We start from the raw sequence: 12,820 nt of genomic DNA, 5'->3' as shown, positions 1-12,820 counted from the left end.
TAAGAAGATCGTGGAGAACAATATGAGCGCAAATGCGGAGACTCAAACCCCGCAGCAACCGGTAAAGAAGAGCGGCAAACGTAAGCGTCTGCTCCTCCTTCTCACCTTGCTCTTTATAATTATTGCCGTAGCGATAGGGATTTATTGGTTTTTGGTACTGCGTCACTTCGAAGAAACCGATGACGCATACGTGGCAGGGAATCAAATTCAAATTATGTCTCAGGTGTCTGGCAGCGTGACGAAAGTCTGGGCCGATAACACCGATTTTGTAAAAGAAGGCGACGTGCTGGTCACTCTCGACCCGACAGATGCTCGCCAGGCGTTTGAAAAAGCCAAAACTGCACTGGCTTCCAGCGTTCGCCAAACCCACCAGCTGATGATTAACAGCAAGCAGTTGCAGGCGAATATTGAGGTGCAGAAAATCGCCCTCGCGAAAGCACAAAGCGACTACAACCGCCGTGTGCCGCTGGGCAATGCCAACCTGATTGGTCGCGAAGAGCTGCAACACGCCCGCGACGCCGTCACCAGTGCCCAGGCGCAACTGGACGTCGCGATTCAACAATACAATGCCAATCAGGCGATGATTCTGGGGACTAAACTGGAAGATCAGCCAGCCGTGCAACAGGCTGCCACCGAAGTACGTAACGCCTGGCTGGCGCTGGAGCGTACTCGTATTGTCAGTCCGATGACCGGTTATGTCTCCCGCCGCGCGGTACAGCCTGGGGCGCAAATTAGCCCAACGACGCCGCTGATGGCGGTCGTTCCAGCCACCAATATGTGGGTGGATGCCAACTTTAAAGAGACGCAGATTGCCAATATGCGTATCGGTCAGCCGGTCACTATCACCACGGATATTTACGGCGATGATGTGAAATACACCGGTAAAGTGGTTGGTCTGGATATGGGCACAGGTAGCGCGTTCTCACTGCTTCCAGCGCAAAATGCGACCGGTAACTGGATCAAAGTCGTTCAGCGTCTGCCTGTGCGTATCGAACTGGACCAGAAACAGCTGGAGCAATATCCGCTGCGTATCGGTTTGTCCACGCTGGTGAGCGTCAATACCACTAACCGTGACGGTCAGGTACTGGCAAATAAAGTACGTTCCACTCCGGTAGCGGTAAGCACCGCGCGTGAAATCAGCCTGGCACCTGTCAATAAACTGATCGACGATATCGTAAAAGCTAACGCTGGCTAATCCAGAGGTGCGTGTGATGCAACAGCAAAAACCGCTGGAAGGCGCGCAACTGGTCATTATGACGATTGCGCTGTCACTGGCGACATTCATGCAGGTGCTGGACTCCACCATTGCTAACGTGGCGATCCCCACTATCGCCGGGAATCTGGGCTCATCGCTCAGCCAGGGAACGTGGGTAATCACTTCTTTCGGGGTGGCGAATGCCATCTCGATCCCGCTTACCGGCTGGCTGGCAAAGCGCGTCGGGGAAGTGAAACTGTTCCTTTGGTCCACCATCGCCTTTGCTATTGCGTCGTGGGCGTGTGGTGTCTCCAGCAGCCTGAATATGCTGATCTTCTTCCGCGTGATTCAGGGGATTGTCGCCGGGCCGTTGATCCCGCTTTCGCAAAGTCTATTGCTGAATAACTACCCGCCAGCCAAACGCTCGATCGCGCTGGCGTTGTGGTCGATGACGGTGATTGTCGCGCCAATTTGCGGCCCGATCCTCGGCGGTTATATCAGCGATAATTACCACTGGGGCTGGATATTCTTCATCAACGTGCCGATTGGCGTGGCGGTGGTGTTGATGACACTGCAAACTCTGCGCGGACGTGAAACCCGCACCGAACGGCGGCGGATTGATGCCGTGGGGCTGGCACTGCTGGTTATTGGTATCGGCAGCCTGCAGATTATGCTCGACCGCGGTAAAGAGCTGGACTGGTTTTCATCACAGGAAATTATCATCCTTACCGTGGTGGCGGTGGTGGCTATCTGCTTCCTGATTGTCTGGGAGCTGACCGACGATAACCCGATAGTCGATCTGTCGTTGTTTAAGTCGCGCAACTTCACCATCGGCTGCTTGTGTATCAGCCTCGCGTATATGCTCTACTTCGGCGCTATTGTTCTGCTGCCGCAGTTGTTGCAGGAGGTCTACGGTTACACGGCGACCTGGGCAGGTTTGGCCTCTGCGCCGGTAGGGATTATTCCGGTGATCCTGTCGCCGATTATCGGCCGCTTCGCGCATAAACTGGATATGCGGCGGCTGGTAACCTTCAGCTTTATTATGTATGCCGTCTGCTTCTACTGGCGTGCCTATACCTTTGAACCAGGTATGGATTTTGGCGCGTCGGCCTGGCCGCAGTTTATCCAGGGGTTTGCGGTGGCCTGCTTCTTTATGCCGCTGACCACCATTACGCTGTCTGGTTTGCCACCGGAACGACTGGCGGCGGCATCGAGCCTCTCTAACTTTACGCGAACGCTGGCGGGGTCTATCGGCACGTCGATAACCACGACCATGTGGACCAACCGCGAGTCGATGCACCATGCGCAGTTGACTGAGTCGGTAAACCCGTTCAACCCGAATGCCCAGGCGATGTACAGTCAACTGGAAGGGCTTGGGATGACGCAACAGCAGGCATCAGGCTGGATTGCCCAGCAGATCACCAATCAGGGGCTGATTATTTCCGCCAATGAGATCTTCTGGATGTCAGCCGGGATATTCCTCGTCCTGCTGGGGCTGGTGTGGTTTGCTAAACCGCCATTTGGCGCAGGTGGCGGCGGAGGCGGTGCGCACTAAGTACAACTAAGCCAGTTCATTTGAACTGGCTTTTTTCAATTAATTGTGAAGATAGTTTACTGACTAGATGTGCAGTTCCTGCAACTTCTCTTTCGGCAGTGCCAGTTCTTCGTTGCTGTTGATGCGTACGTCACGTTCCAGAATGCTACGCGCAATATCCTGCGCTTCCTGCAACGAGTGCATCTGGTAAGTGCCACACTGGTAGACGTTCAGTTCCGGGATCTGATTCTGATCCTGCACTTTCAGCACGTCTTCCATTGCCGCTTTCCAGGCATCAGCAACACGCTGCTCATCTGGCGTACCAATCAGACTCATATAAAAACCGGTGCGGCAGCCCATTGGCGAGATATCGATAATCTCTACACCATTACCGTTAAGATGGTTACGCATAAAACCAGCAAACAGGTGCTCCAGGGTATGGATCCCTCTTTCTGGCATCACTTCTTTGTTCGGCACGCAGAAGCGCAGATCGAACACGGTGATTGCGTCGCCATGCGGGGTGTTCATTGTTTTCGCCACCCGAACTGCAGGCGCTTCCATCCGGGTATGATCGACTGTGAAGCTATCTAACAACGGCATTTAGCCACCTCCGGTAATTTTTTTAAAAATTTTCTGAACTCTTTCTTCCCAGGCGAGTCTGAGTATATGAAAGACGCGCATTTGTTATCATCATCCCTGAATTCAGAGATGAAATTTTGGCCACTCACGAGTGGCCTTTTTCTTTTCTGTCAGGCGTGTTTTTCCAGCCACACCGCAAACGGTTCGGTATCAGCGGCTTCCATTTCCTGCTGACGGCGTTCAGACGCCTCGCGCTCGGCTACAAAATCCTCTTCGCGCAGAATTTCCAGCGGCTCTTCACGCAGCAGATTACGGTAGGCTTCTGCAAATGCTTTGCCTGTTCCGCCAATACCAGTATCAATCATAGACCTTAAGATACGGGCAGAGAAAGTCAGATCGGGATTATCGAAGCAGGCAACCAGTTCATCACACACTTTCTGATACGCTTCGCCGCCGTTAATACTATCCAGCGTTTGCGCGACGCGTTTCAGATCGCGGAACAGATCTTTACCCACCTGCGGTAACGGGAACTGTGCGGTTTCGCAGCCGATACCCAGCGTCAGACCCGGTTTGCGACCTTCGAGGATCACCCGGTTCCAGTTAACGCGTGTACAGGCAAGTTCGCTACTGCTCATTTCCGGTGCATCAGCCAGCGCACACCAGACCATAAACAGGTCGAGGAATCGCACCTGCTGTTCATCTACACCAATCGGCGAGAACGGGTTGATGTCCAGCGAACGCACTTCAATATATTCAATGCCGCCACGTAACAGCGCATCAGAAGGCGACTCGCCGCTGCGGGTAACGCGTTTTGGACGAATCGGCGCGTACAGTTCGTTTTCAATCTGCAACACGTTGCTGTTGATTTGCAGCCTCTTACCGTCTTTCTCAATACCAATCTTCGCGTACTCTTCCGATGGCGTTTTGATTGCCTGTTTAAGGCCCGCTACGTACTCGTAAAGATCGTTGAAGGTAATACCAAGATTGCTTTGCGATTTATTGGTATAGCCGAGATCGCTCAAACGAAGAGAGGTCGCATACGGCAGGTAATACATACCGCACTCGGTTTTCTCAAACGGCAGCGACGTTGGTTTTCCTTGCAGGAAAGAAGAACAAATCGCCGGAGATGCACCAAACAGATAAGGAATGACCCAACCGAAACGATAGTAATTGCGGATAACGCGGAAATAGCCCGCAGAAATTTTCTCTTTGGCATCAGCGCCCGAGATATCACCGCACTTCGCTTGCCAGAATGCCATTGGCAAAGAGAAATTGTAGTGCACGCCGGAAATGGTTTGCATCAGCGCGCCGTAGCGATTTTTCAGCCCTTCACGATACAGCGTTTTAAAGCGTCCGGTGTTAGAAGTGCCGTACTGTGCCAGTTCGATGTCCTGACCTTCTGCGATGTAGCATGGCATACTTAACGGCCACATCCGCTCATCGCCCATATTGCGCGCCGTATAACGATGCAGATCGCGCATAAAGGTCAGCATATGTTCAATATCACCATCCACTGGTGTAATGAATTCCAGCAATGCTTCCGCAAAATCGGTAGTAATCCATTTGTGCGTCAGTGCGGAACCTAATGCTTCAGGATGACCTGTTGTTGCCAGTGTGCCATCAGCATTAACACGCAAAGTTTCGCGCTCCAGCCCACGCTGTATCCCCTTTAACGCCTGAGGATGTTTTTCCAGCCAGGCCAGCGCCTGTGATACGTCCGGGATCAAATTGACCTCCCGCCTGTCAAAATCGTTTTAATTAGCATAACTGTAATGGTGACCATATGTGCAGGCCTACAATTAGTGCCACCACATCATGCCCTGAACGGTCGCTGCTGCAACTGCAACATAGCGTAACGCTTTACCAAGGCACAAAAAAAAGATTACCGGTCCCCACGAGATGCGCATCCATCCCGCTAACAGACACAGTAAATCGCCAACCACGGGCATCCAGCTTAATAATAGCGTGACTGCACCATAGCGTTTCAGCCAGCCGGTAGCTTTCTCTTGCCAGCGCGATGTTTTACGCAATGGAAAGAAACGCCCAAGGATAACGTTAGTTAACCCTCCAAGGCTATTACCCATTGTTGCTGTTAAAACTAAAACCCAGGGATGACTGATCCCGGAAAGCAACATTGCCACCAGCACGACTTCGGAGTTGCCGGGTAATAGTGTAGCGCTGAGAAAACTACTGGCAAACAACGAGAAAAGCGATAACGCTTCACTCACAGCAAGCGAACATCCACGGCGTCCATGCCTGCTGCACGGGCCGCCTGAATACCGAAATCGGCATCTTCAAAGACCACACACTGCGTCGGTTGCACGCCCATACGCTGCGCGCACAACAAAAATGTGTCTGGCGCGGGTTTATGGTGTTTGACGTGATCGGCAGCGACGACGGCGTCAAAATAATGGCGTAATCCCAGGTGCGCCAGCAATGCCTCAGCGATGGCGCTTTCACTCCCCGTTCCTACAGCCATTGGGCGACGACCATGCCAACTTTTCACCACATCAACAAGAGGAAGCGGTTCGACGCTATCCAGCAGCATACTTCTTACTGCTTCTGTTTTTTCACGCGCTAACGCATGCGGGTCGAGATCGGCCTGATTCAGCTCAATAATTGCCTGAGCAATACGCCAGGTGGGCGATCCATTAAGCGCAATCATCGCCTGAATATCGTACTGAAGACCGTAGTGCCCTAATACTTCGCGCCACGCTTTACGGTGCGTAGGCTCCGTATCCAGGATTGTGCCATCCATATCAAAAATTAAACCTGCATAACGCTCGTACATGGTCTTCTCGCAAGTCGAAAAATATGACGCTACTTTAGCGTAATTGCTTGATTTTGTCGCTGATGGCGAAGGAGAAGAAAATTCAGGAAATGGATAAAGGAGTTATTTAGAAATGAGATATTTTTGAAGGAAATTTTTTGGAGAAGATGGTGCATCCGGGAGGATGACTCACTGACGTTCGCCCTTCGGGCCGTTGCTGGCGCAACGTTATCCTTCCTGGTGCCTGCGGTTAATACCGCTATCTCTTCGATACCTTCATTGCTGAAGGTTACGGAGAATATGGTGCATCCGGGAGGATTCGAACCTCCGACCGCTCGGTTCGTAGCCGAGTACTCTATCCAGCTGAGCTACGGATGCATCGGGAAAACTTATTCTACTGCTGATATTGATACCGCTACTAAAGCCATATCAATTAAGAGATGGTGCATCCGGGAGGATTACTCGCCTTGCGGCTCGCCCTTCGGGCCGTTGCTAAAGCAACGTTATCATCCCTAGTGCCTGCGGTTAATTCCGCTACCTCTTCGATACCTTCATTGCTGAAGATTTCGGAGAATATGGTGCATCCGGGAGGATTCGAACCTCCGACCGCTCGGTTCGTAGCCGAGTACTCTATCCAGCTGAGCTACGGATGCATCGGGAAATTTATTTTACTGCTGATATTGATACCGCTACTAAAGCCATATCAAGTAAGAGATGGTGCATCCGGGAGGATTCGAACCTCCGACCGCTCGGTTCGTAGCCGAGTACTCTATCCAGCTGAGCTACGGATGCATCGGGAAACTTACTTTACTGCAGATTTTTTGATACCGCTACTAAAGCCGTATCAAGTAAGAGATGGTGCATCCGGGAGGATTCGAACCTCCGACCGCTCGGTTCGTAGCCGAGTACTCTATCCAGCTGAGCTACGGATGCAAATGGCGGTGAGGCGGGGATTCGAACCCCGGATGCAGCTTTTGACCGCATACTCCCTTAGCAGGGGAGCGCCTTCAGCCTCTCGGCCACCTCACCACACGCCTCTTACGAGTGCTTCGAAGAACTTGTTTATCGCTCATCGTCGCTGCGTGGCGCACATATTACTTTCTGAGACTTATAAGTCAAACAATTTTTCCTACACTTTTATCGTTTGCACACTTCACGTTCAATTAGTCTGTAAAAACGTCAAAAAGAGTGTTTTATCAACAGAAGAATGGAGGTCTGACAGATAGTAGTAATGCAAAAAAATGGAGACTTAAGTTGAATGAACGGGAGTAAAGCGAAAAGACTATAGAGTGAAGGAGAAATTTTGAGGGTGCGTCTCACCGATAAAGATGAGACGCGGAAAGATTAGTAACTGGACTGCTGGGATTTTTCAGCCTGGATACGCTGGTAGATCTCTTCACGGTGAACAGAAACTTCCTTCGGGGCATTTACGCCAATACGTACCTGGTTGCCCTTTACCCCTAAAACTGTCACGGTGACCTCATCCCCAATCATGAGGGTCTCACCAACTCGACGAGTCAGAATCAGCATTCTTTGCTCCTTGAAAGATTAAAAGAGTCGGGTCTCTCTGTATCCCGGCATTATCCATCATATAACGCCAAAAAGTAAGCAATGACAAACACATTACATCTAAGCAGTCATGGCATTACATTCTGTTAAACCTAAGTTTAGCCGATATACACAACTTCAACCTGACTTTATCGTTGTCGATAGCGTTAATGCGAATGCCGTGAAGCGAGTCCACGGCATTGCCTGACGCTTATATTATTGCAATTTCGCGCTGACCCAGCCTTTCACACTGGCTAACGCTGCAGGTAAGGCCGCAGCATCCGTACCACCGGCTTGCGCCATGTCAGGACGTCCACCACCCTTGCCGCCCACCTGCTGAGCGACCATACCAATCAGTTCCCCTGCTTTCACACGATCTGTGACGTCCTTAGATACGCCTGCAATCAGAGAAACCTTACCTTCGACTACCGTTGCCAGCACGATAATTGTCGACCCCAGCTGATTTTTTAAATCGTCAACCATGGTACGCAACATTTTCGGCTCAACACCGCTAAGCTCGCTAACCAACAGCTTAACACCATTAACATCAATTGCCTTACTGGAAAGATTTGCGCTCTCCTGTGCGGCAGCTTGTTCTTTAAGCTGTTGTAACTCTTTTTCCAGCTGACGCGTACGTTCCAGTACTGAGCGCACTTTATCAGCCAGATTATTGCTATCGCCTTTCAGCAGATGCGCGACTTCGCTTAAGCGATCGCTGTCTGCATGAACGGTGGCGATAGCACCTTCTCCGGTTACCGCTTCGATACGACGAACGCCTGCAGCAGTACCCGATTCAGAGATGATGCGGAACAGACCAATATCACCAGTGCGGCTGGCGTGAGTACCGCCACACAACTCGGTAGAGAAATCGCCCATGCTCAGCACGCGTACGCGCTCATCATACTTCTCGCCGAACAGCGCCATCGCACCTTTCGCTTTCGCCGCTTCGAGATCCATGATGTTGGTTTCGATCGGCAAATTGCGACGAATCTGTGTGTTCACCAGGTCTTCGACCGCACGAATCTCTTCTGGTTTCATCGCTTCGTTGTGTGAGAAGTCGAAGCGCAGCACCTTGTCGTTAACCAGTGAACCTTTCTGCGATACATGAGTACCCAGAACCTGGCGCAGCGCAGCGTGCATCAGGTGCGTTGCGGAGTGATTCAGACGAATACGGGCGCGACGAGCCTCATCAACATCAGCCTGCACCGCGTCGCCCACTTTCAGAGAACCCGCAGCAAGTTTACCGATGTGACCAATCGCCTGGCCGTATTTCTGCGTATCTTCCACCGCAAAGGAGAAGTTAGCGCCTTTCAGTTCGCCTTTATCGCCAACCTGACCGCCGGATTCCGCATAGAATGGCGTTTGATCCAGCACGACCACAGCTTCCTGGCCTGCATTGATGGCATCAACCGCTTTACCATCAACAAACAGCGCAGTCACTTTGCCGTTCAGTTCCAGATGGTCATAGCCTTTAAATTCAGATGCACTGTCAACACGGATCATTGCGTTGTAATCGGCACCAAAGCCGCTGGCTTCGCGCGCGCGACGACGCTGCTCTTCCATTGCAGCTTCAAAACCAGCTTCGTCAACTTTGATGTTGCGCTCACGACAAACATCAGCCGTCAGGTCAACCGGGAAGCCATAGGTGTCGTACAGACGGAAAGCAGTTTCACCATCCAGCGTATCACCAGAAAGTTTTGCCAGCTCTTCATCCAGCAACGCCAGACCGCGCTCCAGAGTACGAGCAAACTGCTCTTCTTCAGTCTTCAGCACCTGCTCAACCTGCGCCTGCTGGCGTTTCAGGTCTTCACCCGCAGAGCCCATAACGTCGATCAGCGGACCAACCAGTTTGTAGAAGAAGGTTTCTTTCGCGCCGAGCATATTACCGTGACGCACTGCGCGACGAATGATACGACGCAGTACATAACCACGGTTTTCATTGGACGGCATTACGCCATCCGCGATCAGGAACGCACAAGAACGAATGTGGTCAGCGATTACGCGCAGCGATTTATTGCTCAGATCGGTTGCGCCAGTGACTTTCGCTACCGCCTGGATCAGCGTGCGGAACAGGTCGATGTCATAGTTAGAGTTAACGTGTTGCAGCACCGCAGCAATACGCTCCAGACCCATACCGGTATCTACAGACGGCTTCGGCAGCGGTTCCATCGTGCCATCGGCCTGGCGGTTGAACTGCATGAAGACGATGTTCCAGATCTCAATGTAGCGGTCGCCGTCTTCTTCCGGGCTTCCCGGAGGGCCCCCCCAAATGTGGTCGCCGTGATCGTAGAAGATTTCGGTGCACGGGCCGCACGGACCAGTGTCACCCATCTGCCAGAAGTTGTCAGATGCGTATGGCGCACCTTTGTTATCGCCGATGCGAATAATACGTTCGCGCGGGATCCCTACTTCTTTTTCCCAGATTTCGTAGGCTTCGTCGTCGCTTTCATAGACGGTAACCCACAGACGCTCTTTCGGCAGGGCAAACCATTTTTCGCTGGTCAGCAGTTCCCATGCAAACTGAATGGCATCGTGTTTGAAATAGTCGCCGAAGCTGAAGTTGCCCAGCATTTCGAAGAAGGTATGGTGACGCGCGGTGTAACCGACGTTTTCCAGGTCGTTGTGTTTACCACCCGCACGCACGCAGCGTTGGGAAGTGGTAGCGCGGGAATAATTACGCTTGTCGAGCCCAAGGAACACATCCTTGAACTGGTTCATCCCGGCGTTGGTAAACAACAAAGTTGGGTCGTTATGGGGTACCAGGGAGCTGCTGGCAACTACCTGATGTCCCTTACTATGGAAAAAGTCGAGAAACGCCTGACGGATCTCAGCGGTGCTCTTGCTCATAATTATCCTGAAATCAAGCTAACGAAATATCGCCACCAGCTCCAGCGTGTCTTAACCGCCGGGCTGGTAACTGAAAAGTGGGAATAAGATAAGTTTTCTTGACTGGGAAGTAAAATACCGTATGCGTTCAGTCGGCAAAATTTCGCCAAATCTCCTGGATATCTTCCATCAGATAGCCACGATAGAGCAGAAAACGCTGGATCTTAACTTTTTCTGAAAAGACAGTTGGCAAAGGTTCGCCATATTTTCGCGTCGCCTGATCGCGCGCCAGTGCGCACCAGTCGATGTCACATTCACGCATCGCTTTTTCTGTCGCTTCGCGGGAAATACCTTTCTGATTCAGTTCCTGGCGAATACGCGCAGGTCCATAACCTTTGCGGCTACGGCTGGCGATAAAGCGCGCAACAAATCGGCTGTCATCGAGATAGCCATGTTCATGGCACCAGGCAATAACGCGCTCGTAATCTTCTGCCGTAGCATCAATCTCTTCTGGGCCATTTTTGCCCATAATCGGTGCCGCGAGTTTACGTCGCAGTTCTTGCTCACTGTGATCGCGCACCGCCAGAATGCGTACCGCACGATCCAACAGGCGAGCATATGCCGGGCGACGGGATGTTGATTCTGTCATGGCATATCCTTACAACTTAAAAAAGCAAAAGGGCCGCAGATGCGACCCTTGTGTATCAAACAAGACGATTAAAAATCTTCGTTAGTTTCTGCTACGCCTTCGCTATCATCTACAGAGAAATCCGGCGTTGAGTTCGGGTTGCTCAGCAGCAACTCACGTACTTTCTTCTCGATCTCTTTCGCGGTTTCCGGGTTATCTTTCAGCCAGGCAGTCGCATTCGCTTTACCCTGACCGATCTTCTCACCTTTGTAGCTGTACCACGCGCCTGCTTTCTCGATCAGCTTCTCTTTTACGCCCAGGTCAACCAGTTCGCCGTAGAAGTTGATACCTTCGCCGTAGAGGATCTGGAATTCAGCCTGTTTAAACGGCGCAGCGATTTTGTTCTTCACCACTTTCACGCGGGTTTCGCTACCCACCACGTTTTCGCCCTCTTTCACCGCGCCGATACGACGGATGTCGAGACGAACAGAGGCGTAGAATTTCAGCGCGTTACCACCGGTAGTGGTTTCCGGGTTACCGAACATCACACCAATTTTCATACGGATCTGGTTGATGAAGATCAGCAGCGTGTTGGACTGCTTCAGGTTACCCGCCAGCTTACGCATCGCCTGGCTCATCATACGTGCCGCAAGGCCCATGTGAGAGTCGCCGATTTCGCCTTCGATTTCCGCTTTCGGCGTCAGTGCCGCCACGGAGTCAACGACGATAACGTCTACTGCGCCAGAACGCGCCAGGGCGTCACAGATTTCCAGTGCCTGCTCGCCGGTGTCCGGCTGGGAGCACAGCAGGTTATCGATATCGACGCCCAGTTTACGTGCGTAGATTGGGTCCAGCGCGTGTTCAGCATCGATAAACGCACAGGTTTTACCTTCACGCTGCGCTGCGGCGATCACCTGCAGCGTCAGCGTGGTTTTACCGGAAGATTCCGGTCCGTAGATTTCGACGATACGGCCCATCGGCAGACCACCTGCCCCAAGCGCGATATCCAGTGAAAGCGAACCGGTAGAGATGGTTTCCACATCCATGGAACGGTCTTCACCCAGGCGCATGATGGAGCCTTTACCAAATTGTTTCTCAATCTGGCCCAGTGCTGCCGCCAACGCTTTCTGTTTGTTTTCGTCGATAGCCATTTTTACTCCTGTCATGCCGGGTAATACCGGATAGTCAATATGTTCTGTTGAAGCAATTATACTGTATGCTCATACAGTATCAAGTGTTTTGTAGAAATTGTTGCCACAAGGTCTGCAATGCATACGCAGTAGCCTGACGACGCACCGCATCACGGTCGCCGCTGAAGCATTCCCGCCGGGTAATGCCTTCACCGCGGGCAGTGGCAAAAGCAAACCAGACGGTGCCGACAGGCTTCTCTTCACTGCCGCCATCCGGCCCGGCGATACCACTAATAGACACGGCATAATCAGCACGAGCCGCTTTCAGTGCGCCTATCGCCATTTCCGCCACGACGGGTTCACTCACCGCGCCATGCTGCGCCAGCGTCTCTTCGCGTACGCCGATCATCTGCGCTTTGGCTTCGTTACTGTAGGTGACAAATCCGCGTTCAAACCAGGCGGAGCTACCGGCAATATCGGTAATCACTTTCGCTACCCAACCACCGGTACAAGACTCGGCAGTTGTTACGGTTGCGCCACGGGCTTTCAGCGCCTGCCCAACCTGTTCACTTAACTGCATCAGTTCACTGTCAGTCATCACAACCTCTGT

11 protein-coding genes and 5 tRNA genes are annotated in these 12,820 nt (G+C 52.0%); 2 read left to right on the top strand and 14 right to left on the bottom strand.

Annotated features, from left to right (window positions below; all coding sequences use genetic code 11):
• Positions 1 to 22 precede the first annotated feature (22 nt).
• Together emrA and emrB are read left to right on the top strand one after the other, a co-directional pair.
• The gene (gene emrA, locus ACU8XX_RS05840; protein ID WP_001295175.1) at positions 23 to 1,195 is read left to right on the top strand and encodes a multidrug efflux MFS transporter periplasmic adaptor subunit EmrA; all 1,173 of its coding nucleotides are present in this window, start codon (positions 23 to 25) and stop codon (positions 1,193 to 1,195) included.
• A 16-nt stretch (positions 1,196 to 1,211) separates the two neighbouring features.
• The gene (emrB, locus tag ACU8XX_RS05835; protein ID WP_001295176.1) at positions 1,212 to 2,750 is read left to right on the top strand and encodes a multidrug efflux MFS transporter permease subunit EmrB; all 1,539 of its coding nucleotides are present in this window, start codon (positions 1,212 to 1,214) and stop codon (positions 2,748 to 2,750) included.
• Positions 2,751 to 2,813: 63 nt separating this feature from the next.
• Here emrB and luxS read toward each other — a convergent pair whose 3' ends face one another.
• From luxS to pncC, 14 genes are all read right to left on the bottom strand, one after another.
• On the bottom strand, positions 2,814 to 3,329 hold the full coding sequence (luxS, locus tag ACU8XX_RS05830; protein WP_001130211.1) for an S-ribosylhomocysteine lyase: 516 nt from the start codon (positions 3,327 to 3,329) through the stop codon (positions 2,814 to 2,816).
• A gap of 149 nt (positions 3,330 to 3,478) precedes the next feature.
• Complete coding sequence (gene gshA, locus ACU8XX_RS05825) at positions 3,479 to 5,035, bottom strand: glutamate--cysteine ligase (RefSeq protein ID WP_000611804.1); 1,557 nt, start codon at positions 5,033 to 5,035, stop codon at positions 3,479 to 3,481.
• Between the two features lie 72 nt (positions 5,036 to 5,107).
• Positions 5,108 to 5,536 (bottom strand): YqaA family protein, encoded by a 429-nt coding sequence (locus ACU8XX_RS05820; protein WP_001287454.1) that lies wholly within the window; start codon positions 5,534 to 5,536, stop codon positions 5,108 to 5,110.
• Positions 5,533 to 6,099 (bottom strand): fructose-1-phosphate/6-phosphogluconate phosphatase, encoded by a 567-nt coding sequence (yqaB, locus tag ACU8XX_RS05815; RefSeq protein WP_000273290.1) that lies wholly within the window; start codon positions 6,097 to 6,099, stop codon positions 5,533 to 5,535. Before yqaB ends, ACU8XX_RS05820 begins: the two co-directional genes overlap by 4 nt.
• Before the next feature lie 280 nt (positions 6,100 to 6,379).
• A tRNA-Arg gene (locus tag ACU8XX_RS05810) sits at positions 6,380 to 6,456 on the bottom strand.
• Between the two features lie 198 nt (positions 6,457 to 6,654).
• Positions 6,655 to 6,731, bottom strand: a tRNA-Arg gene (locus ACU8XX_RS05805).
• A gap of 62 nt (positions 6,732 to 6,793) precedes the next feature.
• A tRNA-Arg gene (locus ACU8XX_RS05800) sits at positions 6,794 to 6,870 on the bottom strand.
• A gap of 64 nt (positions 6,871 to 6,934) precedes the next feature.
• Positions 6,935 to 7,011 (bottom strand) — tRNA-Arg (locus ACU8XX_RS05795).
• A gap of 3 nt (positions 7,012 to 7,014) precedes the next feature.
• Positions 7,015 to 7,107: transfer RNA gene (locus ACU8XX_RS05790), tRNA-Ser, on the bottom strand.
• A 315-nt stretch (positions 7,108 to 7,422) separates the two neighbouring features.
• Positions 7,423 to 7,608, bottom strand: a complete 186-nt coding sequence (gene csrA / locus ACU8XX_RS05785; RefSeq protein WP_000906486.1) for a carbon storage regulator CsrA — start codon at positions 7,606 to 7,608, stop codon at positions 7,423 to 7,425.
• A gap of 234 nt (positions 7,609 to 7,842) precedes the next feature.
• Positions 7,843 to 10,473: an alanine--tRNA ligase gene (alaS, locus tag ACU8XX_RS05780; RefSeq protein WP_000047184.1), complete on the bottom strand. Its 2,631-nt coding sequence runs from the start codon at positions 10,471 to 10,473 to the stop codon at positions 7,843 to 7,845.
• Positions 10,474 to 10,600: 127 nt separating this feature from the next.
• The gene (gene recX, locus ACU8XX_RS05775; protein ID WP_000140508.1) at positions 10,601 to 11,101 is read right to left on the bottom strand and encodes a recombination regulator RecX; all 501 of its coding nucleotides are present in this window, start codon (positions 11,099 to 11,101) and stop codon (positions 10,601 to 10,603) included.
• 68 nt (positions 11,102 to 11,169) lie between these two features.
• Positions 11,170 to 12,231: a recombinase RecA gene (recA, locus tag ACU8XX_RS05770; protein ID WP_000963143.1), complete on the bottom strand. Its 1,062-nt coding sequence runs from the start codon at positions 12,229 to 12,231 to the stop codon at positions 11,170 to 11,172.
• 79 nt (positions 12,232 to 12,310) lie between these two features.
• The gene (gene pncC / locus ACU8XX_RS05765; RefSeq protein ID WP_016242338.1) at positions 12,311 to 12,808 is read right to left on the bottom strand and encodes a nicotinamide-nucleotide amidase; all 498 of its coding nucleotides are present in this window, start codon (positions 12,806 to 12,808) and stop codon (positions 12,311 to 12,313) included.
• Positions 12,809 to 12,820 lie beyond the last annotated feature (12 nt).

The organism is Escherichia sp. MAL-1, from assembly GCF_052948035.1.
Note: the sequence above shows the minus strand (reverse complement) of the source record. Positions and strands in the feature narration are given on the sequence as shown.

Coding starts and splice junctions, on each gene's coding strand:
- luxS (WP_001130211.1), bottom strand. CDS start 3,329: ATGCCGTTGTTAGATAGCTTCACAGTCGATCATACCCGGATGGAAGCG.
- emrB (WP_001295176.1), top strand. CDS start 1,212: ATGCAACAGCAAAAACCGCTGGAAGGCGCGCAACTGGTCATTATGACG.
- yqaB (WP_000273290.1), bottom strand. CDS start 6,099: ATGTACGAGCGTTATGCAGGTTTAATTTTTGATATGGATGGCACAATC.
- alaS (WP_000047184.1), bottom strand. CDS start 10,473: ATGAGCAAGAGCACCGCTGAGATCCGTCAGGCGTTTCTCGACTTTTTC.
- csrA (WP_000906486.1), bottom strand. CDS start 7,608: ATGCTGATTCTGACTCGTCGAGTTGGTGAGACCCTCATGATTGGGGAT.
- emrA (WP_001295175.1), top strand. CDS start 23: ATGAGCGCAAATGCGGAGACTCAAACCCCGCAGCAACCGGTAAAGAAG.
- recX (WP_000140508.1), bottom strand. CDS start 11,101: ATGACAGAATCAACATCCCGTCGCCCGGCATATGCTCGCCTGTTGGAT.
- pncC (WP_016242338.1), bottom strand. CDS start 12,808: ATGACTGACAGTGAACTGATGCAGTTAAGTGAACAGGTTGGGCAGGCG.
- recA (WP_000963143.1), bottom strand. CDS start 12,231: ATGGCTATCGACGAAAACAAACAGAAAGCGTTGGCGGCAGCACTGGGC.